20 protein-coding genes and 1 riboswitch are annotated in these 22,576 nt (G+C 65.0%); of the genes, 14 read left to right on the top strand and 6 right to left on the bottom strand.

The window, feature by feature from the left end:
* Positions 1-12 precede the first annotated feature (12 nt).
* Positions 13-609 carry an inner membrane-spanning protein YciB gene (locus JX25_RS07845; protein ID WP_128254472.1) on the top strand — a complete coding sequence of 199 codons (597 nt, stop codon included), beginning with the start codon at positions 13-15 and terminating at the stop codon, positions 607-609.
* A 22-nt stretch (positions 610-631) separates the two neighbouring features.
* Here JX25_RS07845 and JX25_RS07840 read toward each other — a convergent pair whose 3' ends face one another.
* The gene (locus tag JX25_RS07840) at positions 632-1,327 is read right to left on the bottom strand and encodes a glutathione S-transferase family protein (protein WP_128254471.1); all 696 of its coding nucleotides are present in this window, start codon (positions 1,325-1,327) and stop codon (positions 632-634) included.
* Positions 1,328-1,391: 64 nt separating this feature from the next.
* The gene (locus JX25_RS07835; protein WP_128254470.1) at positions 1,392-2,243 is read right to left on the bottom strand and encodes an alpha/beta hydrolase family protein; all 852 of its coding nucleotides are present in this window, start codon (positions 2,241-2,243) and stop codon (positions 1,392-1,394) included.
* Between the two features lie 101 nt (positions 2,244-2,344).
* A riboswitch (SAM riboswitch) is annotated at positions 2,345-2,422 on the top strand.
* 42 nt (positions 2,423-2,464) lie between these two features.
* On the opposite strand from JX25_RS07835, the gene metZ reads away from it, so the two are divergent.
* The 10 genes from metZ (at position 2,465) to glmM (ending at position 15,881) form a co-directional block, all read left to right on the top strand.
* Positions 2,465-3,643, top strand: coding sequence for an O-succinylhomoserine sulfhydrylase (gene metZ, locus JX25_RS07830; protein WP_128254469.1), 1,179 nt, complete (start codon positions 2,465-2,467; stop codon positions 3,641-3,643).
* 61 nt (positions 3,644-3,704) lie between these two features.
* Positions 3,705-4,772 (top strand): GTP cyclohydrolase FolE2, encoded by a 1,068-nt coding sequence (folE2, locus tag JX25_RS07825; RefSeq protein WP_128254468.1) that lies wholly within the window; start codon positions 3,705-3,707, stop codon positions 4,770-4,772.
* Between the two features lie 25 nt (positions 4,773-4,797).
* A complete protein-coding gene (locus JX25_RS07820) occupies positions 4,798-6,243 on the top strand; it encodes a TrkH family potassium uptake protein (RefSeq protein WP_241557882.1) in 1,446 nt (481 codons plus the stop codon).
* A 52-nt stretch (positions 6,244-6,295) separates the two neighbouring features.
* On the top strand, positions 6,296-7,216 hold the full coding sequence (locus JX25_RS07815) for a glycine--tRNA ligase subunit alpha (protein WP_128254467.1): 921 nt from the start codon (positions 6,296-6,298) through the stop codon (positions 7,214-7,216).
* 13 nt (positions 7,217-7,229) lie between these two features.
* Positions 7,230-9,362: a glycine--tRNA ligase subunit beta gene (glyS, locus tag JX25_RS07810; protein ID WP_128254466.1), complete on the top strand. Its 2,133-nt coding sequence runs from the start codon at positions 7,230-7,232 to the stop codon at positions 9,360-9,362.
* A 72-nt stretch (positions 9,363-9,434) separates the two neighbouring features.
* Entirely contained in the window at positions 9,435-12,026 is a 2,592-nt protein-coding gene (locus JX25_RS07805; RefSeq protein WP_128255215.1) for a putative PEP-binding protein, read from the top strand.
* Positions 12,027-12,195: 169 nt separating this feature from the next.
* A complete protein-coding gene (locus tag JX25_RS07800; RefSeq protein WP_421780800.1) occupies positions 12,196-12,759 on the top strand; it encodes a cell wall hydrolase in 564 nt (187 codons plus the stop codon).
* Positions 12,760-12,780: 21 nt separating this feature from the next.
* Positions 12,781-13,530 carry a dihydroneopterin aldolase gene (locus JX25_RS07795; protein WP_128254464.1) on the top strand — a complete coding sequence of 250 codons (750 nt, stop codon included), beginning with the start codon at positions 12,781-12,783 and terminating at the stop codon, positions 13,528-13,530.
* A gap of 36 nt (positions 13,531-13,566) precedes the next feature.
* Complete coding sequence (folP, locus tag JX25_RS07790) at positions 13,567-14,544, top strand: dihydropteroate synthase (RefSeq protein WP_128254463.1); 978 nt, start codon at positions 13,567-13,569, stop codon at positions 14,542-14,544.
* Positions 14,541-15,881 carry a phosphoglucosamine mutase gene (glmM, locus tag JX25_RS07785; protein ID WP_128254462.1) on the top strand — a complete coding sequence of 447 codons (1,341 nt, stop codon included), beginning with the start codon at positions 14,541-14,543 and terminating at the stop codon, positions 15,879-15,881. The genes folP and glmM overlap by 4 nt, the downstream gene beginning before the upstream one ends.
* Before the next feature lie 201 nt (positions 15,882-16,082).
* Here glmM and ilvC read toward each other — a convergent pair whose 3' ends face one another.
* Positions 16,083-17,105 carry a ketol-acid reductoisomerase gene (gene ilvC / locus JX25_RS07780; RefSeq protein WP_128254461.1) on the bottom strand — a complete coding sequence of 341 codons (1,023 nt, stop codon included), beginning with the start codon at positions 17,103-17,105 and terminating at the stop codon, positions 16,083-16,085.
* A 124-nt stretch (positions 17,106-17,229) separates the two neighbouring features.
* Between ilvC and JX25_RS07775 the strand changes: the two genes are divergently transcribed.
* Together JX25_RS07775 and JX25_RS07770 are read left to right on the top strand one after the other, a co-directional pair.
* Entirely contained in the window at positions 17,230-17,688 is a 459-nt protein-coding gene (locus JX25_RS07775; protein WP_128254460.1) for an Lrp/AsnC family transcriptional regulator, read from the top strand.
* A complete protein-coding gene (locus tag JX25_RS07770) occupies positions 17,685-18,140 on the top strand; it encodes an Lrp/AsnC family transcriptional regulator (RefSeq protein ID WP_128254459.1) in 456 nt (151 codons plus the stop codon). Before JX25_RS07775 ends, JX25_RS07770 begins: the two co-directional genes overlap by 4 nt.
* On the opposite strand, the gene JX25_RS07765 is transcribed toward JX25_RS07770, so the two are convergent.
* Entirely contained in the window at positions 18,137-19,300 is a 1,164-nt protein-coding gene (locus JX25_RS07765) for a UbiH/UbiF family hydroxylase (protein ID WP_128254458.1), read from the bottom strand. The genes JX25_RS07770 and JX25_RS07765 overlap by 4 nt on opposite strands.
* Positions 19,301-19,304: 4 nt before the next feature.
* Positions 19,305-19,952 carry a pyrimidine 5'-nucleotidase gene (locus JX25_RS07760; RefSeq protein WP_128254457.1) on the bottom strand — a complete coding sequence of 216 codons (648 nt, stop codon included), beginning with the start codon at positions 19,950-19,952 and terminating at the stop codon, positions 19,305-19,307.
* Between the two features lie 110 nt (positions 19,953-20,062).
* On the opposite strand from JX25_RS07760, the gene JX25_RS07755 reads away from it, so the two are divergent.
* Positions 20,063-20,698, top strand: coding sequence for a GntR family transcriptional regulator (locus JX25_RS07755; protein WP_128254456.1), 636 nt, complete (start codon positions 20,063-20,065; stop codon positions 20,696-20,698).
* Here the strand turns inward: JX25_RS07755 and JX25_RS07750 are convergent.
* Complete coding sequence (locus tag JX25_RS07750) at positions 20,695-22,536, bottom strand: glycosyltransferase (protein ID WP_241557881.1); 1,842 nt, start codon at positions 22,534-22,536, stop codon at positions 20,695-20,697. The genes JX25_RS07755 and JX25_RS07750 overlap by 4 nt on opposite strands.
* Positions 22,537-22,576: the final 40 nt, after the last annotated feature.

Genomic DNA, 22,576 nt, shown 5'->3' with positions numbered 1-22,576 from the left:
CAGGGAAACGACATGGAACGCCGCAAGATCAATCCCCTGCTGAAAATGGTGCTGGAGGTCGGCCCCGTCGTGCTGTTCTTCGCTGGATATCTGGCGCTGAAGGACAGTACCTATACGATCGGCGGCACCGACTACAGCGGGTTCATCGTGGTGACGGGGGCCTTCATCCCGCTGCTGGTGATCACGACGCTGATCCTTTGGCGGCTGACGGGACACCTGTCGAAGATGCAGGTGGCCACGGTGGTGCTGGCGGTCGTGTTCGGCGGCCTGTCGGTCTGGCTGAACGACGAAAGGTTCTTCAAGATCAAGCCGACGCTGATCTATCTGCTGTTCGGCACCATTCTGGGCGTGGGCCTGCTGCGGGGGCAAAGCTATCTTCGGCTGGTGCTGGAGGAGGCGATCCCGCTGCGCGAGGAAGGCTGGATGATCCTGACCAGGCGCATCTGCGCCTTCTTCTTCGCCCTTGCGCTCGCGAACGAGGTGGTCTGGCGGATGTTCTCTACCGAGGTTTGGGTCAGCTTCAAGACGTTCGGGCTGACAGCGGCGCTGTTCCTGTTCTTCATGGGGCAGGGCAAGCTGCTGCAGACCTACGGCATCGAAAAGAAGTAAGGGGGCGCAACGCCCCCTTTTTTCAGCGTTTCCCGAACAGGTGCTTCTGGGCTTCCTTGTCCTGACCGGCATCGGTGCGGAATTCCGCCCCAACGGCGCGGCCCTTGGCAAAGGCGGGGCGATCTTCCAGCGCCTTCAGCCAGCGGGCAAGGTTGGGCTTGTCCTCCAGCGTTTGTTCCTGCTTTTCCCAGCCCATGACCCATGGCCAGATCGCGCAATCGGCGATGGACACGAAATCGCCTGCCACAAAATCGCGATCGGCAAGGCGGCGATCCAGCACGCCGTAAAGCCGTGCCACCTCGTTACGGTAGCGGTTCTTGGCATAGGGCAGGTCGTTGGCCGGATCCATCGCGGGGGCATACATCAGGAAGTGGTGCGCCTGGCCGGCCATGGGGCCGACGCCGCCCATCTGCCACATCAGCCACTGTTCCACCTCGATCCGGTCGCGTTCGGTGCTGCCGTAAAGCTGGCCCGTCTTGCGGGCAAGATATTGCAGGATCGCACCGGATTCGAAGATCGAAACGGGCTGGCCATCGGGGCCTTCGGAATCGGTGATCGCGGGCATGCGGTTGTTCGGCGCGATCTTCAGGAAGTCGGGCGCGAACTGTTCGCCCTTGCCGATGTTGATCGGATGGACGGTATAGGGCAGGCCCATTTCTTCCAGTGCGATGGTGATCTTGTGGCCGTTCGGGGTCGGCCAGTAATAAAGGTCGATCATTCTGCATCCTTTCGCAATGCCTCGGTTGCAAAGGTAGGGGGCATGGGCATGCGGTGCCAGCCCTTCATGCGCGCAGCGGCTGTGCACCCGACCAGATCGCCGACCAGCGGGGCGTCACCTCGTCGGGCAGGGCCGCGCGAAGGGTCGAAAGCGGCAGCGCCTGCGGGTCCAACAGGAAGCGGCGGTACAGGCGGAACATGCCGGGCCGCAGATAGCATGACCAGTGGCAGATCCGCCGTTCGGGCGGGCGCGTGGGAAAGCCAAGCTCGGCAAGGGCGTCGCGGTGGCAGGCAGCATCGATCTGCACCGTGGCCACGCGCGGGCCGGAGGGTAACGTGCTGATGGTGCGGCGGCCCGACAGCGGCGCGATCACGTTCTCATACAGCATGTCGTAGCTGTCGTTTTCGCGGCTGGTGATGTTCAGAACCTCGGTTTCCGTTCCCGTCAGGTTGCGTTCGGCGGTGTCGCGGAATTCTGCCCCGGCCAGCAGGGCCATGCGCGTGATGGCGCGTGGGGGAAGGTGGGGCAGGGCGGCCAGCGCCACGCGCGCCCCAAGACTGTGGGCAAGGATGCTGACGGGGGCACCGCGGCGATCCAGTTGCCGGATCAGCGTGGCAAGGGCGCGGCCCGCAGCCTCGGCCCGCCGGTTGGCCTGCCAGATGGTGCCCGATCCGTCCCACCCGAACCCGATGCACAGGCCCCTTTGCCCGCGCCCGAAGCCAAGGCGGCGCGGCCAGCCGTCGGGGCCAAGGATGCCGGCATGCGGATCGTCGTGCGGATGGCGCGGGGCGTACCGGAACCCGTGGACCAGGATGGACACCGGCGCGTCCGCCTCAAGCGCCCCGAGGGCGGCAGGGATCGCACCGTCGCTGGCTTCGACGGGCAGACCCCCCATGGCATTGACGGCGATCAGCATCCTGCGCCCCCGCTTGTCCCTTTGGCCCGTTTGTCGCACTGCAAGGCGAAGCGGTGATGACGGGCAGGTGAAGGATTGACGAAAGCCATCGCGCGTCCTAAGCCCACGGTTGTGGCGCTTTGAGACCGGATTGCGGGCCACGTTAAACAAGCCGCTAAAGAGGTGAGGGCAACGCCTCCGCGCTTCCGGCGTCGGAGGCTTTTGACGTTTTGGAGTGGACGATGGCCGAGGACTGGAAAACCCGCACGAAGCTTGTGCATACCGGCAGCCGCCGCAGCCAGTATGGCGAAATGGCCGAGGCGATCTTCCTGACGCAGGGCTTCGTTTATGACACGGCTGAACAGGCCGAAAAGCGGTTCCAGGCCACCGAGGGCGACGAGTTCATCTATGCCCGCTATGGCAACCCCACGACCCGCATGTTCGAAGAACGTATCGCCGCTATCGAGGGGATGGAGGATGCCTTCGCCACCGCATCCGGCATGGCCGCCGTCAACGGCGCATTGATGTCGATCTGCAAGGCGGGCGACCGGATCGTGGCCGCGCGGGCGCTGTTCGGATCCTGCCTGTACATCCTTGAAAACGTGCTTGGCCGCTTTGGCGTGGAAATCGTGCTGGTGGACGGCACCGATCTGGATGCATGGCGGCAGGCCGTCACGCCCGGCACCAAGGCGGTGTTCCTTGAATCCATCTCCAACCCCACGCTGGAAGTGATCGACATCCGCGCCGTGTCCGAGATCGCCCATGCCGCCGGTGCGCTGGTGATCGTGGACAACGTGTTCGCCACGCCGATCTTCAGCCGCGTGAAGGATCTGGGTGCCGACGTCGTCATCTATTCCACCACCAAGCATATCGACGGGCAGGGCCGCGCCCTTGGCGGCGTCGTTTGCGGCACGGTCGATTTCATCCGTGGCACGCTGGAAGGTTACATGCGCCATACCGGCGGCGCGATGAGCCCTTTCAACGCGTGGATCATGCTGAACGGCATGGCGACGCTGGACCTCCGCTGCCGCGCGATGGCCGAAACCACGTGGAAGATCGCGCAAACGCTTGCCGGCGACACCCGGCTGGGCCGCGTGATCCATCCCTTCCTGGACAGCCATCCCCAGCAGGCGCTGGCGAAGTCGCAGATGTCCGAAGGTGGCACGATGATCGCGTTCGAACTGGCGGACAAGGATACGGCCTTCCGCTTCCTGAACGCGCTGCGCGTCATCAAGATGTCGAACAACCTGGGGGATGCGAAATCCATCGCGACGCATCCGGCCACCACGACGCACCAGCGCCTGCCGGACGCACAGAAGGCCGAACTGGGCATCACGCCCGGCCTGATCCGCCTGTCCGTGGGGCTCGAGGATGCGGACGATCTTATTACCGACATCCGCAACGCGCTGGATGTGATCTGACTTGGGCGAACGGCGCGGCGGCGCTATATAAGCCGCGCCTGATCCCACGAAGGGGTTTACGATGAACATCCGTGCTGACCTTCCGCCGACGCGGGCCGAGGCGGAGGCCGCGCTTGCGGTTTTGCGCCACTATACGGCCAACGCGACGGAGGATGACGTTGCCGCGCTGCAGCTTCCCGCGGTTCTTCGCGCTTATCCGGAGCTGAGCCGCGCTTATCCTGCGGGTTTCACGGCCGATGCGGCCTACCGCGCGACGCTTCCCGATCTGCAGAACGGCCCGTCCAGCCTGATCGTGGGGGCGCAGGCCGTCATCCAGCATGTGGGCATTTCCAACTTCCGCCTGCCGATCCGGTACCGGCTGAAGGATGGCGGGGATGTGGTTCTGGAAACCTCGGTCACCGGCACCGTCAGCCTTGAGGCGGAAAAGAAGGGCATCAACATGAGCCGCATCATGCGGTCCTTTTATGCCCATGCCGAGCGTGACTGCTCGCTTGAAGTGATCGAGCACGCGCTGGAGGATTACAAGCGCGACCTTGGCAGCTTCGATGCGCGCATCCAGATGCGGTTTTCCTTCCCCGCGCGCGTGCACTCGCTGCGGTCGGGGCTGACGGGGTGGCAGTATTACGACATCGCGCTGGAACTGGTGGACGTGGCCGGCCAGCGCAAGAAGATGATGCATCTCGACTATGTTTACTCCTCCACCTGCCCGTGTTCGCTGGAACTGTCCGAACATGCCCGCCAAACGCGGGGGCAGCTTGCCACGCCCCATTCGCAGCGGTCCGTCGCGCGCCTGTCGGTGGAAATGACGGGCGACCGGCTGTGGTTCGAGGATCTGATCGCGCTGGCCCGCACCGCCGTGCCGACCGAAACGCAGGTCATGGTCAAGCGCGAGGATGAACAGGCCTTTGCCGAACTGAACGCCGCCAACCCGATCTTCGTGGAAGACGCCGCCCGGTCCTTCTGCGCCGTGCTGCAGGCCGATCCGCGCGTACGCGATTTCCGCATCATCGCCAGCCATCAGGAATCGCTCCACTCCCACGACGCCGTTTCGGTCCTGACCGAGGGGCAGACCTTCGCACAGCAAAGCATCGACCCGAAGATGCTTGCAACGCTGGTCCACAGTGGCTGAACGGGCGCAAAAACAAACGGGGCTAGTGGATATACGGCCCGTTGCCTATGTGATCGGCCTTCTGGTCGTGGCGCTTGGCGTCACGATGCTGGTGCCGATGATGTTCGATCTGTTCACCGGCGAGGGGGAGTGGGCGAGTTTCCTGCAAATCTCGCTCATCACGATGGTGCTGGGGGCGGCCACGGCACTGGCCTGTGCCAATGGTACACGCGGTGCGATGAACCTGCAGCAGATCTTCCTGCTGACGGCAGGGGTCTGGATCGGGCTGCCGCTGTTCGGGGCCTTGCCCTTCATCATCGGTGCCACGCAGGCAAGCTTCACCGATGCGATGTTCGAATCCGTTTCGGGAATGACCACCACCGGGGCCACCGTTTTCAGCGGGCTGGACGATCTTCCGGCAGGCATCATCCTGTGGCGCGCCATCCTGCAGTGGCTGGGCGGCCTGGGGATCGTTATTGTCGCGATGCTGTTCCTGCCGGTCATGAAGGTTGGGGGGATGCAGTTCTTCCGCTCGGAAGGGTTTGACACGCTGGGCAAGATCCTGCCCCGCGCCATGGACATCTCTGCCGCGCTGATCCGCATCTATGTCGGCATGACGGTCGTCTGCATGCTGACCTTCAGCGCGATGGGCATGACGGGCTTCGATGCGCTGGCCCATTCGCTGACGGCCATCTCCACGGGCGGCTTCTCCTCGCACGATGCCTCGTTCGGGGCGTTTGCGGGTCCGCTGGAATATGCCTGCGTGTTCTTCATGCTGGCTGCGACGCTGCCCTTCATCCGGTATGTCCAGATGCTGCACGGCCATTACGCGCCGATCTGGCACGACCGGCAGGTGCGGACCTATCTGCGCTGGAACCTGTATGCCACCGTCGCCATCGTGATCTATGACGTCTGGGCCAACCGCGCGCCGGTTCTGCCATCCTTTCGCGAAACGATGTTCAACGTGGTTTCGGCATTTTCGGGCACGGGGTTCACCAGCGTGGACCTGTCGCAATGGGATGCCTTCCCGCTGCTGATCCTCATCATCGTCGGGCTGATCGGCGGGTGCACATCCTCGACCGGCTGTTCAGTGAAAGTGTTCCGCTATCTGATCCTGTTCGAGGCGATCCGAGTGCAGATCCGCCGCCTGCGTTCGCCCAACGCCGTCATCTCGGTCCGGTACGAAGGCAAGGTGGTGGATCGCGACGTGATGAACTCGGTCATCCTGTTCTTCACGATGTTCATGCTGACCTTCGGCGTGCTGGTGGTGCTTTTGTCGATGACGGGGCTGGATGTGCGGGCCTCCATCACGGCGGCATGGACATCGATCGCGAATGTCGGGCCGGTGTTCGGGGGCGGGGTCGCCCCCAGTGGGGCGCTGACCGATTTCCCCGATGCGACCAAGTGGATCATGATCTTCGGCATGCTTGTTGGCCGGCTGGAGCTGCTGACAGTGTTCGTGCTGTTCATGCCGCGCTTCTGGATGCGTTGACGCACCCGCCCGTGCCCCCTATGCAGTGGCGACCCCGAGTGAAGGAGCCGCCATGTCTGCCACCACGCCCCCCCGCAGTTTTCAGGAGATCATCCTGCGCCTGATGGGCTATTGGGGTGCCCGAGGTTGTGCGGTGCTTCAACCCTACGACATGGAGGTGGGGGCGGGAACCTTCCACCCGGCCACGACCCTGCGCTCTCTCGGCTCCAAGCCGTGGGCTGCGGCCTATGTCCAGCCCTCGCGCCGCCCGACAGACGGACGCTATGGCGAAAACCCGAACCGTCTTCAGCACTATTACCAGTATCAGGTGATCCTGAAGCCTTCGCCGCCCGACCTTCAGGCGCTGTATCTTGGCAGCCTTCAGGCCATCGGCATCGACATGAACCTGCACGATATCCGCTTCGTGGAGGATGACTGGGAATCCCCGACGCTGGGGGCGTGGGGGCTTGGCTGGGAAGTGTGGTGCGACGGGATGGAAGTGTCGCAGTTCACCTATTTTCAGCAGGTCGGCGGGCATGACTGCAAACCTGTTTCGGGCGAGCTGACCTATGGCCTTGAACGTCTGGCCATGTATGTGCTGGGCGTGGATCACGTGATGGACATGCCGTTCAACGACCCGGACAGCCCGACGCCGCTGACCTATGGCGACGTGTTCCGGCAGGCCGAACAGGAATACAGCCGCTGGAACTTCGACATTGCCGATACCGACATGCTGCTGCAGCATTTCAAGGATGCCGAAGCGGAATGCGACCGCATCCTGTCGGCCCCCGAGGTGGACGGCGCAGGCCGCCGCATCATCATGTCGCAGCCGGCCTATGACCAGTGCATCAAGGCCAGCCACCTGTTCAACCTGATGGATGCGCGGGGCGTCATCTCTGTCACAGAACGGCAGGCCTATATCGGCCGCGTGCGTGCGCTGGCCAAGCGCTGCGCCGATGCCTTCGTGATGACCGACGCCGGCGCCTCTCACTGACGGATACCTGTACATGCCCGATCTTCTGCTCGAACTCTTCTCCGAGGAAATTCCCGCCCGCATGCAGGCCCGCGCGCGCGAGGATCTGCAAAAGCTGGTCACCAATGGTCTGGTGGAGGCGGGTCTGACCTATGCCTCGGCCGGGGCCTTTTCCACGCCGCGCCGTTTGGTGCTGGCGGTGGAAGGGTTGAACGCCGAATCCCCCACCGTCGCGGAGGAGCGCAAGGGCCCCAAGGCCGATGCCCCCGAACAGGCGCTGGCAGGGTTCCTGCGCGGCCTTGGCATCACCGATGCGGCGCCCGTGATGGCGCTGGCGGGCCAGCCTTCGGGCAGCCATGTCCACCTGAACGGCGTCGTGATCGAGGTTCGCGACGACAAGAAGGGCCAGATCCTCTATGCACGGGTGACAAAGCCTGGCCGCCCTGCCGCCGATATCGTGGCCGAGGTGGTGGAGCGGACGATCCGCACCTTCCCGTGGCCGAAATCCATGCGGTGGGGCAGCGGACAGCTTCGCTGGGTGCGCCCGCTGCATTCCATCCTGTGCCTGCTGACGACCGAGGCGGGCAGCGACGTGGTGCCGGTGACCGTCGATCACCTGACGGCGGGCAACACCACGGAAGGCCATCGCTTCATGGCGCCGGGCCGGTTCGCGGTATCCTCATTCGACGATTATCGCGCGAAACTATTGGCTGCCCATGTGGTGCTGGACAGTGCCGAGCGTGAGGCGATCATCTGGAACGACGCCACCACCGCCGCCTTCGCCCAAGGGCTGGAGCTGGTGGAGGACAAGGGCCTTCTGGCCGAGGTTGCGGGACTGGTCGAATGGCCTGTCGTGCTGATGGGCAGCATCGACGAGGCGTTCCTTGGCCTGCCGCCCGAGGTTCTGCAGACCTCCATGAAGGAACACCAGAAGTTCTTTTCGGTCAAAGCGCCTTCGGGCCGGATCGAGAAGTTCGTGACCGTCGCCAACCGCACCACCGTCGATGAAGGCGAGACGATCCTGAAGGGCAACCAGAAGGTGCTGTCCGCCCGTTTGTCGGATGCGCGGTTCTTCTGGGAAAACGATCTGCGCACCGTGAAGGCCGAAGGGCTGGAGGGGATGGGCGCAGGCCTTGCCGATGTGACCTTCCACAACCGTCTTGGCAGCCAGGCCGACCGCGTGGCCCGCATCGCCGATCTGGCGGCGGAACTCGCGCCGCTGGTCGGTGCCGATCCCGCGCTGGCAACGCAAGCCGCGCAGGTGGCCAAAGCCGATCTGCAATCTGACATGGTCGGCGAATTCCCCGAGCTTCAGGGCTTGATGGGCCGCTATTACGCCGAAGCTGCGGGCCTTGATGGCCAGGTGGCCGAGGCGTGCCAGTGGCATTATTCGCCCCTTGGCCCGTCGGACGTGGTGCCGACGGCGCCGGTCACGGTGGCGGTGGCGCTGGCCGACAAGATCGACACGCTGACCGGCTTCTGGGCGATTGACGAAAAGCCGACGGGATCGAAGGACCCCTACGCGCTGCGCCGCGCCGCGCTGGGCGTGATCCGGCTGGTGCTGGGCAACGGCATCGCCACCGGCCTGTCGCAGATCCTGTCCAGGGGCGTGGAACAGCATGGCGGTGCGACCGACGTCGTCGCCGATCTTCTGGGCTTCTTCCATGATCGTCTGAAGGTCCACCTGCGCGATCAGGGCGTTCGGCACGATGTGATTGATGCCTGCCTTGCCATGCCAGGAAACGACGATCTGGCGCTTCTGGTGAAGCGGGCCGAGGCGCTTCAGGCGTTCCTGTCTTCGGAGGACGGCACGAACCTGCTTCAGGGCTTCCGCCGTGCCGCCAACATCCTTGGCCAGGCCGAAGCGAAGGACGGTGTCGAATATTCCTTCGGTGCCGATGCCAAGTTCGCCGAAACGGATGAAGAAAAAGCGCTGTTTGCCGCGCTTGATCTGGCCGACGGGCGGATCGGCCCGGCACTGGAAGCGCAGGATTTCGCAGCCGCGATGACCGCGATGGCTGCCCTTCGCGTGCCGATCGATGCCTTCTTCGAGGCTGTGCAGGTCAATTCTGAGAACGAGATCGTTCGCCGGAATCGCCTGAACCTGCTGCACCGCATCCGCGCCGCCTGTTCCAGCGTCGCCGACCTCACGAAGATTGCCGATTGACGGCCTTGCCGCGTCCGGATGTTCCGGACGCGGGCCATTGGCGAAACGGCGCGCCGCCGCTATCCTTGTATCATGCAGATGAGCGCGCCCTTCCCGGACCATGTCCTGATCACCCCCACCCAATGCATCACCGCCGCCGCACATGGCTGGCGGGCCAAGTGCCTGCAGCGGCTGATCCGGCTGGATATTCCCGTGCCGCTGACGGTGGCGCTGCCCATCGTGACCGTGCGGGCCATCGCGCAGGGCCAGCCGGTGGATTGCGCGCGCATCCTGTCGCGTTTCGGTCCCGCGCCTCTTGTTTCTGTCAGGCCGAGCCCGCAGGAAACCGATTGGGGCGGCCCTTCAACCGTCCTGAACATCGGCATGAACGCGGCGCGGCACGCCGAGCTTTCCCGCACCCATGGCAAGGCCGCGGCGGACCAGCTTTATCTGCGCTTTGTTCAGGCCTATGCCATCCACGTGGCGCGGCTTGATCCCGACATGTTCGACGGGTCCGACCTGGGCGAGGCGCTGCGCGCCTATCAGGACCAGACGGATGAACCGTTCCCCGAAAATCCCGCCCGCCAGCTGACCGAGGTGACCCGATCCATGTCCCGCGCGTGGGAGGGGACGAGCGCGCGGCTGCTACGGCAGGCCAAGGGTGCGCCCGAAGGGGCTGGGCTGGGCCTGCTGGTGCAGCAGATGGCGCAGGGCGTGGGGCAGGGGCTTTCGGGTTCGGGCGTGATCCAGTTCGTGGACGGCGAAACGGGCCGCCCGCAGATCACGGGCCGCTTCCGCAATCAAAGCCAGGGCGGTTTTTCGCTGGCCGAGGGTGCCGAACTTTACCTGACGCGCGATGCGCGCGGCCCCTCGCTGGAGGAGGAGGCCCCGCAGATGTTCGCGGACCTGATCCGCCACGGCGCCCGTTGCCGCGAACGCCTGCGCGAAGAAATGCAGATCGAGTTCACGATCGAGAACGGCCATCTGTCGGTGCTGGATGCGGTGAAGGTGCAGCGCAGTTCGGGGGCTGGTGTGCGCATCGCCGTTGCGCTGGCCAATGACGGCGTGATCCCGCGGCAAGAGGCGGTTCTGCGGATCAAGCCCCGCGATCTGGCCGAGATGATGCACCGTCAGGTCGATCCCCGCGCGCCGCGCGACCGGATCGTGCGGGGTATTCCCGCCTCGCCGGGTGCGGCGGTCGGGCGGATCGCCTTCAGTTCCGTCACCGCGCAGACCTTTGCCGCACGGGGGGAGCCGTGCATTCTGGTGCGCCGCGAAACGGCGCCCGAGGATGTGCGTGGCATGCATGCCGCCGCCGGCGTGCTGACGGAACGGGGCGGGGCCACCAGCCATGCCGCCGTGATCGCGCGCGGCCTTGGCGTGCCTTGCGTGGTGGGGGCGGGCGATCTGCGGCTTGATCCGCGCGAACGCATTCTGACCCTGCCCGACGGGCGCGTGCTGCATGAAGGCGATATCATCACGCTGGACGGTTCCACCGGCGAAGCGCTGGCAGGCGCTGCGGAGCTGCTTGCGCCGTCACTGGACGATGCGTTCCGCACGCTGCTGGGGTGGGTGGAGGCCGCCTGCGACATCGGCGTTCGGGCCAATGCCGACACGCCTGCCGATGCCGAACTTGCCAGCCGCTTTGCCGCGCAGGGCATCGGCCTGTGCCGGACGGAACATATGTTCCTTGAGGATGACCGCCTGACCGTCATGCGCGAGATGATCTTCGCCGACGGGCCAACGGATCGTGCGGCCACGCTGGCGCGGCTTTTGCCGATGCAGCGGGCAGATTTCATACGGCTGTTCACGATCATGGCAGGCAAGCCGGTCTGCATCCGCCTGCTGGACCCGCCGCTGCACGAATTCCTGCCGAAAACGCGTGAAGGGCTGCGGTCCCTTGCTGAAGCGCTGGACCGGCCGCTGTCCGAGATCATCCGCCGCGCCGAGGCGCTGGCCGAGGCGAACCCCATGCTGGGAATGCGCGGCGTCCGCCTTGGGATCGCATGGCCGGAAATCTATGAAATGCAGGCCCGCGCCATCTTCGAGGCGACGCTGGCCTGCGCCCGCGAGGGGATTCGCGTAGTGCCCGAGGTCATGGTCCCCCTCATCTCGGCACGGCGGGAGGTGGAACTGGTGCGCAGCCGGATCGACGCCGTCGCCTCGGCGGTGCGGATGCAGGAAGGGGCGGAACTGGGATACCGTCTGGGCGTGATGGTGGAAACGCCCCGCGCCGCGCTTCGGGCGGGCGACCTGGCGGTGAACGCTGCCTTTTTGTCCTTTGGCACGAACGATCTGACGCAGATGACCTATGGCCTGTCGCGCGATGACGCGAGCCGCTTCATGAACGCCTATGTCAAAAGCCGCGTTTTTCCCGAAGATCCCTTCCACACCCTTGATATCGAAGGCGTGGGCGAGCTGTTGCTGATCGGGGCCGAGCGGGGGCGGGCGGCCCGGCCGGACCTGACGCTTTCGCTTTGCGGCGAACATGGCGGCGATCCGGACACCATCGCCTTCTGCCGCAAGGCCGGTTTCGATTACATCTCCTGCTCGCCCTATCGGGTGCCATTGGCGCGGCTGGCTGCGGCGCATCTGGCCCTTTCGGAACGTGTCACCCCGGTGGGGGAGCGGGACTGGATCACGGGGGAACTGCGCCGCCCTGACACTATCGTTAACCCTTCTTAACCACTCTAGGTGGACTTTCTGTCATCTAGCCGTTACGAGAGACCGCTGTTGTGCGCGGATGGGTAGAAGGGACGTCCCAGCCGCATGACGTGTGAAACAATGCGGGACTGACATCATGCGACTGTTTGGACTGGGACTGGCCGCTGCGGCCTTCCTGTTGGCGGGCACGATGGGCGCCAAAGCCGATCCGGGCTTCCACATGCCCCGACTTGGCCCGAATGCCGAGGTGGAACGTGTGGCTTATGTGCCAGATGCCGGCCGCTCTCTTTCTGATCCGGTGCCGAAGGCGCTTCCGATGATCCGCTATGACACCCAGTGGCTGCGTGCGCAAAGCCCCGAGGTGGCACATGATGCCGACTGGAAGTGCCTTGCCGAAGCCGTCTATTTCGAAGCACGGGGCGAACCCCTGCAGGGCCAGTTCGCGGTGGCAGAGGTGATCCTGAACCGCGTCGATGCCTCATCCTATCCTTCCGATGTCTGCGCGGTGGTCACGCAGGGCGAAAAGGGGTCGGTGTGCCAGTTTTCGTTCATCTGCGACGGCAAGCCGGAAGTCGTGACGGAAAAGCGCGCCTTCGAACGGGCGGGCAAGATTGCCGCCGTGATGCTGGACGGGGCGCCAAGGATGCTGACCAAGGGGGCGACGCATTTCCACACGCGGGCGGTGAACCCGTCCTGGGCCTCGCGACTGCCACGCACGGCGGCGATCGGCGGTCACCTCTTCTACCGGGAATGAGAGTGGCGTAGATTGCGCCGCATGGACCGGATTTTTCTGCGCGACCACGTGGTCGAAATCGAGATTGGCGCCTTCGAGGTGGAGCGCGGCACTCGCCAGCGGCTGCGCTTCCATGTGGAGGTGGAGGTGACGCGCGTCCGGGCGGGGGACGAGGTTGACCTTATCCTGTCCTATGACCGTATTTCAGAAGCCATTGCCGATGAACTGGCGGCGCGCCGGGTCAACCTGCTGGAAACGCTGGCGGATGGCATTGCGGGTCGTATTCTGGCCCATCCGCAGGCGCAAGCAGTTCGGTTGGTCATCGAAAAGCCCGATCGCGGCCCCTTCACCCTTGGCATCGACGTTACCCGCCGGCGCGGGGATGTGACGGTGACGGGCGGGGCCGCACCCGCCCCCCGCATCGTCTGGCTGGGGCATGCGGGCGTGCCGGTTGCCGGGGCGATCAACTGCGTGGCAGGCGACCCGGTGCAGGTTTCCGATCCGCAGGCGCAGCGCCGGCTGGACCTTCTGGCGATCGAACAGGCGGCGTGGCAGCGGGTGACAGGCGGCGTTACCGTAGCCGCAACGCGGACCGAGATGGATTGGGCGCTGCGGCAGGGGCTGGCAGTGCTTTGGGCGCCGTCAAAGATGGTGCTGGGGGCATCCGAGCCGCCTGCCTCCACCGCGCCGGATGCGCTGGTGCTTTGGCTTGCAAAGATCCTTGGCGTGGATGAGATCACGGCTTTTGTTCCAATCTCGGCGGAAAGCCGCGTCCGCGTCGTTCAGGGGTGACTTGCCACCGCACGCGGCTTGGATAGAACTGCCGCCATGACTTATTACCGCCCCATCGCGATGACCGATCGCGCGCGCCCGGACGGGGCGCTTCCCCTCGCCGGCGGCTGGTGCTGGTTCGATCGCGCCGAGGTGCTGGAGCGGGATCGCCCGCCCCGCCTGATCGCGGCATCGGACCTGCCGGCTGAGGTTCTGGCCCGCCTGACGGCCCCGCGTCCGGGGCTGCACGGGCTGACATGGGATGCGCCGCGCATCATGGGCATCGTTAACGCGACGCCGGACAGTTTTTCCGATGGCGGCACATATGATCCGGTGGCGCAGGCGCGGATCGTGGCTGAAGATGCCGACATGCTGGATATTGGCGGCGAAAGCACGCGTCCCGGCGCGGAAACCGTCGCCGCGGATGAAGAGATCCGCCGCACCCGTCCGGTGATCGCGGCTCTGCAGGGGCTTTGCCCGATCTCGGTTGATACGCGCAAGGCGGCGGTGGCCGAGGTTTCGGGGGCTGCGATGGTCAACGACGTTTCGGCGATGATTTATGATCCGGCCATGGCCGAAACCGTGGCCCGCACCGGCGCCTCCATCTGCCTGATGCATGCGCAGGGCGTGCCGGAAACGATGCAGAACGATCCGCGATACGGCGATGTGCTGCTGGATGTTTACGACCATCTGGCCGAGCGTATCGCGGTGGCCGAGGCGGCGGGCATTCCCCGCGCACGGATCGTGGTGGACCCCGGAATTGGGTTCGGCAAGACGATGGCCCATAACCTTGCGCTGATCCGCGGGCTGTCGCTGTTTCACGGGCTTGGCTGTGCGATCCTGCTGGGCGTGTCGCGCAAGGGTTTCATCGGCAGGATCGGCGGGGCAATGGTTCCGCGTGACCGGATGCCGGGATCGGTTGCGGTCGCGCTGGCGGGCGTGGCGCAAGGGGCGCAGTTGCTGCGCGTGCATGATGTATGGGCAACACGGCAGGCATTGTCGCTGTGGATGGCCTCGACCGGAGGAATGGAATGACCCGCAAGCTTTTCGGCACAGACGGGGTGCGCGGCACCGCCAACACGGCGCCCATGACGGCAGAGATCGCGCTGCGGCTTGGCCTTGCGGCAGGCAAGTATTTCCGGCGCAAGTCGGTGATGCCGCGCGTGGTGATCGGCAAGGATACGCGCCTGTCCGGCTATATGCTGGAAAATGCGCTGACAGCGGGGCTGACGGCGATGGGCATGAACGTGCTGCTGCTGGGGCCGGTGCCGACGCCGGCCGTGGGCTTTCTGACACGATCGATGCGGGCGGATCTCGGGGTCATGATCTCGGCCAGTCACAACCCGCATCAGGATAACGGCATCAAGTTCTTCGGTCCTGACGGCTTCAAGCTGTCTGACGCCGCCGAGGCCGAGATCGAGGCCCTGCTGGACACCGAGATCCCGCTGGCCGATCCCGCCGATATCGGCCGCGCCAAACGGATCGAGGATGGGCGCGGGCGTTACCAGGAATATGCCAAGACGACCTTCCCGCACGGGTTGCGGCTGGATGGATTGAAGGTGGTGATCGATTGCGCCAACGGTGCCGCCTATCGCGCGGCGCCCGAGGTGCTTTGGGAACTGGGGGCGGATGTGATCCCGGTCGGCACCTCGCCCAATGGCAAGAACATCAACCTGCATTGCGGCTCCACCCATCCCGAAGCCGCGGCCGAGGCTGTGGTGGCGCATGGCGCGGATGTGGGCATCGCACTGGATGGCGATGCGGATCGCGTGATGATCCTTGACCAGCATGGCCGTGTGGCCGATGGCGACCAGATCATGGCGCTGCTGGCGGCCCGCTGGGCCGAGGAGGGCCGGCTGAAAGGCGGCGCGCTTGTGGCCACCGTGATGTCCAACCTTGGACTGGAGCGGTTTCTTGAAGGGCGCGGCCTGCGGCTGGAGCGCACACCGGTCGGCGATCGCTATGTCGTGGAACGGATGCGGGAGGGCGGCTTCAATCTGGGCGGCGAACAGTCGGGCCATATCGTGATGACCGATCATACCACCACCGGCGACGGGCTGGTGGCCGGCCTGCAGTTCCTGGCCGAGATGGCGCGGTCTGGCAGGCAGGCATCCGAGCTGACGCAGAGCTTCGAGACCGTGCCGCAGATGCTGAAGAACGTCCGTTACGCCGCAGGGCAGGAGCCGCTGGCAGCTGCACCGGTGAAGGCCGCCATCACGGAGGCCGAGGCGCGGCTGCATGGCAAGGGGCGGCTGCTGATCCGCAAGTCGGGGACGGAACCCCTGATCCGCGTGATGGCCGAGGCCGAAGATCCCGTGCTTCTTTCCGAGGTGGTCGAAAGTGTCGTCACCGCGGTGGAGCAGGCGGGCTGAGGGAACATTTGCCCGATCCGCCGGTTGCTTTCGTGAAGATGCGAAAGGACAGAACGATGTCGGTGGATACGCTTGTCGTGCTTGCCCTGTGCCTGAGCCTTCTGGCAGTTGCCGCGGCCAGGACGGCCGCCAAGCCTGCGAAGGTGAAGGTCACGGTCGGGCGGAAATGAAAAGGGCGCCCGGCCGGGCGCCCTTTCATCATCAGTTGCGGGCGCGATCGACCATCTTGCCCTTGGAAATCCAAGGCATCATCGCACGCAGCTTTTCACCGACCTGTTCGATCTGGTGTTCATCGTTGATGCGGCGCGTTGCCTTGAAGAAGGGCTGGCCGACGGCGTTTTCCTGCATGAAGTCACGCACGAACTTGCCGTTCTGGATGTCGGTCAGGACAGCTTTCATGCGGGCCTTCGTTTCTTCATAGGGAAGAACGCGCGGGCCCGACACGTATTCGCCATACTCGGCCGTGTTGGAGATCGAGTAGTTCATGTTGGCGATGCCGCCTTCGTAGATCAGGTCCACGATCAGCTTCACTTCGTGCAGGCACTCGAAATAGGCCATCTCGGGTTCATAGCCGGCTTCCACCAGCGTTTCGAAGCCCATGCGGATCAGCTCGACGAGGCCGCCGCACAGAACTGCCTGTTCGCCGAACAGGTCGGTTTCGCATTCCTGACGGAAGTTCGTCTCGATGATGCCCGAACGGCCGCCGCCGATGCCCGAACAATAGGACAGGCCAAGCTCCATCGCGCGGCCCGTTGCATCCTGGTGCACGGCCACGAGGCAGGGAACGCCGCCGCCCTTGGTGTATTCGCCGCGAACGGTGTGGCCGGGGCCTTTGGGGGCCATCATGATGACGTCCACGCCGGGCTTCGGCTCGATCAGGCCGAAATGCACGTTCAGGCCGTGGGCGAAGGCAATCGCCGCGCCTTCCCGCAGGTTGTCATGGACGTATTTCTTGTACGTCTCGGCCTGCAGTTCGTCGGGCATGGTGAACATGATCAGGTCGCACCAAGCGGCGGCTTCGGCGATGCCCATGACCTTCAGGCCTTCGGCTTCTGCTTTCTTGGCTGAGGGGGAGCCTTCGCGCAGCGCGACGACGAGGTTTTTCGCGCCCGAATCGCGCAGGTTCAGCGCATGGGCGTGGCCCTGGCTGCCATAGCCGAGGATCGCGACCTTCTTGTCCTTGATCAGGTTGATGTCGCAATCGCGATCATAATAGACGCGCATATCCGCTCTCCTTGTCTTTGTGGGGGCAGTGTAGCCGCAAACGAGCGAACCACGTTGCAATCTTGCAGGTCTTCCGTCAGAGGATGAGATATTCATGCGTGCTAGGCTGAAAGCGGAATAGATCATGCAGCTGGACGATACCGACCGCCGCCTTTTGCGCCATCTGCTGGATGATCCTTCCGCCAGCACGGCCACCATTGCCGAAAGAACGGGGGTGGCGCAGGCAACAGCGTGGCGGCGGCTGGAACGGCTGACGGCCCAAGGCATCATCCGTGCGCAGGAAGCGGTGATCGACTGGCGGGCGATGGGCTACGAGGTGGAGGTGTCCCTGCGCTTCAGCCTCGACAAGACGGCCCCCCGCGCATTTGACGATTTCATCGCCGCCGCGCGCGAGGTGCCGGAGGTTCTGGCGATCGAGACCTTCCTTGGCCGGATCGACCTGCGGCTGAACGTCATCGCCCGCGACATGGCGCATTGGCAGGAAATCTATCGCGAGAAGATCCTGACCCTGCCGCATATCGCCGATATCGAGGCGCTGATGCTTGTTTCCACCATCAAGGATGCCGAGGCGCTGCCGGTATGACCGATCTTGACGACACCGACCGCGCATTTCTTCGCGCGCTTGCACAGGATGCGACGCAATCGGCGGGGGCGCTGGGCCGCCGTTTCGGCCTGTCCCAGCCTGCCGCCTGGCGCCGTATCCGCCGGCTGGAAGAGGCGGGGATCCTGACCGGCCGCCGCGTGGTGGTGGACCGCGAGGCGCTTGGTTTTGGCGTGACGGTGTTTCTGGGCATCAAGCTGGCCACGAAAGGCCGCGTCAGCCTTGAGGATTTCGAGCGCGCCGCCACCGCCATTCCCGAGGTGCAGATCGTGCAGCACGTTCTGGGCCTGTTCGATTACCGCCTGCGGGTGGTGGCGCGCGATATTGCCGATTTCGAACGCGTCCTGCGCCGGCGGATCATGACCCTGCCGGGCGTGGGGCAGGTGGAGGCGAACGTCCTGCTGAGCGAGGAACGCCGCCCCGGCCCGGTTTAGCGGCCAAGTCCCGCCCGCATCAAGGCGCGGCGCACTGGCGTCACCCCGTGCAGCGCCTGAAGCCCGAAGGCCCGCAGATCACGCATCATCGGCACCGACAGCATGGAGGTCCGGTTCAGGGCGCGGATCGCTGCGGCGCGGGTCCGCACATCGGCATGGCGGCGGCGGTGATACGCCTCCAGCATCGCGGCATTGCCCAGCGTGTCGGGGTGGGCCAGATCCAGCAGCGCCGCCAGATCCGCCAGCGAGGTGTTCAGCCCCTGCGCACCGATGGGCGGCAGCACATGCGCGGCTTCGGCCATCAGGGCCAGCCGTTCCGAGGCCATCCGATCTGCGACCTGCGCGATGATCGGGAAGATGCCGGTGGGCGAGTCGACCTTCAGCGTGCCAAGGATGCCGGCCGAACGTTCGGTTGCGGCCACGGAAAGCTGGTCCGGGGGCAGGCCGCGCAGCCGCTCCGCCTCCGCTCCCCGTTCCATCCAGACGATGGCGGATCGGTGGGTGCCGTCCTTGTCGGGCAGGGGAACCAGCGTGAAGGGCCCGCCCGTGCGATGCACCTCGGTGGAAACGTTCTGGTGGGGGATGTCATGCGTGACGCTGAAGGCCAGCGCCTTCTGCCCGAACCGCGTTACCCGCACCGGGATGTTTGCCGCGCGGCGCATCGGGCTGTCGCGCCCATCGGCGGCGATGACCAGCCTTGCGCTGACGGTCGTGCCATCGGTCAGCGCCACCCGTGCGCCCGCTTCCCGCGTGGCAAGACGGGCCGTGCCGATGCCTTGCAGATGCGTCACGTTCGGCAGGTCCTCCAGGCGGGCGGCCATCACCTTGCGCAGCAGCATGTTCGGCAGGTTCCACCCGAAGGGCTGATCCGAGATTTCGGCGGCATCGAATTCCCGCACCAGCCGCGCTTCGGGCAGGGGCCCGCCCGCATCGACGATCCGCATGACCTGCAGCGGCGCGGCCTGCGGGGCAAGGCGATCCCAAAGCCCCGCCGCCTCCAGCACAGGGATGGCGGGTTGAAGAAACGCGGTCGAGCGTTGATCCTCGGGCGCGACGGGTGCGGAATCAACGCAGATCACCCGAAAGCCCTTGGTGCCGAAAGCTGCGGCTGCGGTCAGTCCGGCCACCCCGCCGCCCGAGATCAGAATGTCGGTGTCCATCATGCTATTCCAGAAGCCGTCCCAGAAAGGCGGCAAGATCATCGGTGTGGTGGTGGATATGGGGCGCGGGGGCAGGCCGCTCGGCCACATGCACCGTGCGCATCCCAAGCGCGTGGGGCACGGCAAGGTTCCGTGCGTCATCCTCGAACATGGCGGCTTCGGCGGGGTTCAGACCGTCGGCGCTGAAAATGGCCTCGAACGCCTCACGCTCGGGCTTGGGGCGGTAATCGGCATGTTCCACGCCGTAAACCGCATCGAACAGGCCCGACAGGCCCCGCGCCTGTAGCACCCGTTCGGCATAGGGGGCGGAGCCATTGGTGTAAACGATGCGCCGCCCCGGCAACCGGCGGATATGCGAGGCCAGAAGATCGTCGATCGTCAGATGGGCAAGCGAGATGTCGTGCACGTCGACCAGATAGGACACGGGATCGACGTCATGTTCGCGCATCAGGCCGGCAAGCGTGGTGCCGTAAAGCTGCCAATAGGCGGCGCGCATCCGGTCCGCTTCCTCCCGTTCAACTGAAAGGGTGCGCATGACCCAATCGGTCATCTTCACCTCGATCTGGTCGAACAGGCGGGCGGATGGGTGGTAAAGGGTGTTGTCCAGATCGAACACCCATGCGCGCACATGCTGAAAGTCTTGGGAAATCATGTGCAGGATAATAGCTTTGTGATGCGGGCGCGGCAATCTGTCACCGGAACGGCGGTTGCAGCACTTTGCCGCAGGGGGATAAATGCGGCAGCCGGAAAAGGGGGCCAAGGGTGCAGAAGGACGCATATTCGCTGATCATCGCCGCGATCGAGGGCGGCACCTACAAACCCGGCGACCGCCTGGTGGAATCAGAGCTGGCCGAACGGCTGGGCGTATCGCGCACACCCGTGCGCGAGGCGCTGCAGCGGCTGGAAACGCAGTCGATGCTGGTGCGCGACGGGCGCAGCCTGATCGTCGCTGCGCTTGATCACAACCAGCTTGCCGAATTCTATGCCGTTCGGGCCGAGCTGGAAGGCTTGGCTGCGCGCCTTGCCGCCCGCCATGCGCGGGACGAGGAAATCACCGTCCTGCGCCGCATGGTGGAGGAAGACCGTTCGCTTCTGGGGGGGGACCCGCAGCTTCTTTCACGGGCCAACCGGCGGTTCCACAAGCAGATCCACCTTGCTTCGCACAACCGGTTCCTTGTGCAACAGCTTGGACTTTTGCAGCGGTCGATGGCCCTGATGGCCGGCACCTCGCTTGCGGCCGAAGGGCGGGACGGATCGGCCATGGCCGAACATGATGCCATTGTGGCCGCGATCGAGGCGCGGGACGGCGAAGCTGCCGACGAGGCGCTGCGCATGCATATCAGCCGCGCCTTCGAAACCCGCCTTCTGGTGGATGCCGGAGAGCTGAAGCTGCGCTAGCCGAAATGGCCGTGGGATGTCTTGTCCCAGTAGAATGGCTTGGCCACCATTTCCCACAGCGCCTTGTAGACCGAGATGGTGGCCAGCGGATAATAGAACAGAAGGGTCGGCACCCAAAGCGGGTTCATCCGGTGGCCCGTCTTACGCAGGGCAAGGATGCCGATGGTGATGTTGATCGCCTCGGTCATCAGGAACATGCCCACCAGCGCCACGACCGACCAGCCTGGCAGGGCATGCGTGACGGGATGCGGAAAGCCAAGCGCCAACAGCCAATAGGACCACAGCACCGGCGCCAGGATCGCCTGTGACAGCGCGCAGAAGAACATGATCTGAAAGCCGATGAAGCCGCGCGGCCCGATTTCACGCCACAGGCGGCGGGGTTCGCGCATATGCACGATCCATGTCATCATGTAGCCCTTTTGCCAGCGCGACCGCTGCCGGATCCAGGCGAGCGGCATGCAGTTGGCTTCCTCATGCGTGACGGTGGGAACCAATTCGGTGCGATAGCCGTGGCGGGCAAGGCGGATGCCCAGATCGGCATCCTCGGTCACGTTATGGGCATCCCATGCGCCGATGCGGGCCAGAACCTCGCGACGGACGTAAAGGGTGGTGCCGCCGAGGGGGATCGCCATGCGCAGGCGCTGGATGCCCGGCAGGATCACGCGGAACAGGGCGGCATATTCCACCGTGAAGCAGCGTGCGATCCAGTTGGTGCGGGGGTTGTAGTAGTCGAGGATACCCTGAAGGCAGCCCAGATCCGGCCCCGCGGCGTGGAAGCGATCCACCATCTTGCGGATCTGGTCGGGGGCCGGGGCATCCTCGGCGTCGAAAATGCCGATGATGCTGCCGCGCGAACAGGTCAGCGCGTGGTTCAGTGCGCGGGGCTTTGTTTTCAGCTTGCCATGTGGTGTCACGATCACGCGCATCCATTCGGGCAGGCTGGCGTGTGCGAGTGCCTGCCGCGTCAGGTGATCGCGTTCTTCCACGGCCAGCAGGATTTCCAGCCGGTCGCGCGGGTAGTCCAGCTTCGACAGGCGCAGGACCAGCCGCTCGGCAATATCAGCCTCGCGGTAGAGGGCGACGATGATCGTCACCACCGGCAGGTGGGCCATGACGGGCGGCTGCGCGGGCGGCGGGTTGGCACGGTGCGCAGCGATGGCTGCCACCAGTTTTAGCCCCATGGACAGGACAAGCGAGATGATGGCCCAAACAGAGGCCACTGCCAGAATAGATGCCGGCCACAGGATCACGACGGCCACCAGCAGGATCAGGCACAGCAAAAGCGGGTCCTGCACCGCTGCGTTGTTCCAGTTGCGGCAACTGTAAAGATCGGGCACCGCGTTCTGTGCCCGCATGGCCAGCACCGCGCCGCGCGTGTTCAGAAGGGCCGCGTTCACCGAAGCCTCATCCGCCAAGGCGCAAGCAACGGGGCCCAGCCGCGAGGTGAGGTGGGCATGATGCGCCTCGTAATCCTCGGGAGTGGGGGCGAGGATGATCGTTACGTCTCCAAGCTGCCGCCACGGAACGAGGTTGTGGCGCAGGCAGAAATCCGCATCCAGACTGTCGATCAGGCGCGGATCGGGCGCATCAGTAAGGGGATCGATGCGGCGCATGCCGTGATGGCGGGCCAGAAGGGGATAAAGCCGGTCGGATGGAACAAGCCGCAGCGCCAGAATTGCCTGGGCAAGGCCAATATCCCGTTCAACGGCAAAGTCGCGGGCCCTGGCGAGCCCGGTTTCGCCAAGCGCGCCGCTGGCCAGCAGCAGTTCGGGCAGCGTGGGCCGGGCCGAAGGACGCTTGGCGGCCCGCTCGGGCGAATAGATCGGTTGCAGGCTCATCGGGATGCCCTCCGGTGCTCCGGAAGGCATCGCGTAAAAA

Origin of the sequence: Falsirhodobacter deserti, from assembly GCF_004015795.1 — a bacterium.
Lineage (GTDB): Bacteria > Pseudomonadota > Alphaproteobacteria > Rhodobacterales > Rhodobacteraceae > Falsirhodobacter > Falsirhodobacter deserti.
The sequence above is the reverse complement of the archived record's forward strand: the minus strand, read 5'-3'. Positions and strand labels throughout refer to the sequence as shown.

Coding starts and splice junctions, on each gene's coding strand:
- JX25_RS07770 (WP_128254459.1), top strand. CDS start 17,685: ATGACCGATCTTGACGACACCGACCGCGCATTTCTTCGCGCGCTTGCA.
- JX25_RS07760 (WP_128254457.1), bottom strand. CDS start 19,952: ATGATTTCCCAAGACTTTCAGCATGTGCGCGCATGGGTGTTCGATCTG.
- JX25_RS07750 (WP_241557881.1), bottom strand. CDS start 22,536: ATGAGCCTGCAACCGATCTATTCGCCCGAGCGGGCCGCCAAGCGTCCT.
- metZ (WP_128254469.1), top strand. CDS start 2,465: ATGGCCGAGGACTGGAAAACCCGCACGAAGCTTGTGCATACCGGCAGC.
- JX25_RS07765 (WP_128254458.1), bottom strand. CDS start 19,300: ATGGACACCGACATTCTGATCTCGGGCGGCGGGGTGGCCGGACTGACC.
- JX25_RS07840 (WP_128254471.1), bottom strand. CDS start 1,327: ATGATCGACCTTTATTACTGGCCGACCCCGAACGGCCACAAGATCACC.
- JX25_RS07775 (WP_128254460.1), top strand. CDS start 17,230: ATGCAGCTGGACGATACCGACCGCCGCCTTTTGCGCCATCTGCTGGAT.
- JX25_RS07795 (WP_128254464.1), top strand. CDS start 12,781: ATGGACCGGATTTTTCTGCGCGACCACGTGGTCGAAATCGAGATTGGC.
- ilvC (WP_128254461.1), bottom strand. CDS start 17,105: ATGCGCGTCTATTATGATCGCGATTGCGACATCAACCTGATCAAGGAC.
- JX25_RS07835 (WP_128254470.1), bottom strand. CDS start 2,243: ATGCTGATCGCCGTCAATGCCATGGGGGGTCTGCCCGTCGAAGCCAGC.
- folP (WP_128254463.1), top strand. CDS start 13,567: ATGACTTATTACCGCCCCATCGCGATGACCGATCGCGCGCGCCCGGAC.
- glyS (WP_128254466.1), top strand. CDS start 7,230: ATGCCCGATCTTCTGCTCGAACTCTTCTCCGAGGAAATTCCCGCCCGC.
- JX25_RS07805 (WP_128255215.1), top strand. CDS start 9,435: ATGCAGATGAGCGCGCCCTTCCCGGACCATGTCCTGATCACCCCCACC.
- JX25_RS07845 (WP_128254472.1), top strand. CDS start 13: ATGGAACGCCGCAAGATCAATCCCCTGCTGAAAATGGTGCTGGAGGTC.
- folE2 (WP_128254468.1), top strand. CDS start 3,705: ATGAACATCCGTGCTGACCTTCCGCCGACGCGGGCCGAGGCGGAGGCC.
- JX25_RS07800 (WP_421780800.1), top strand. CDS start 12,196: ATGGGCGCCAAAGCCGATCCGGGCTTCCACATGCCCCGACTTGGCCCG.
- JX25_RS07815 (WP_128254467.1), top strand. CDS start 6,296: ATGTCTGCCACCACGCCCCCCCGCAGTTTTCAGGAGATCATCCTGCGC.
- glmM (WP_128254462.1), top strand. CDS start 14,541: ATGACCCGCAAGCTTTTCGGCACAGACGGGGTGCGCGGCACCGCCAAC.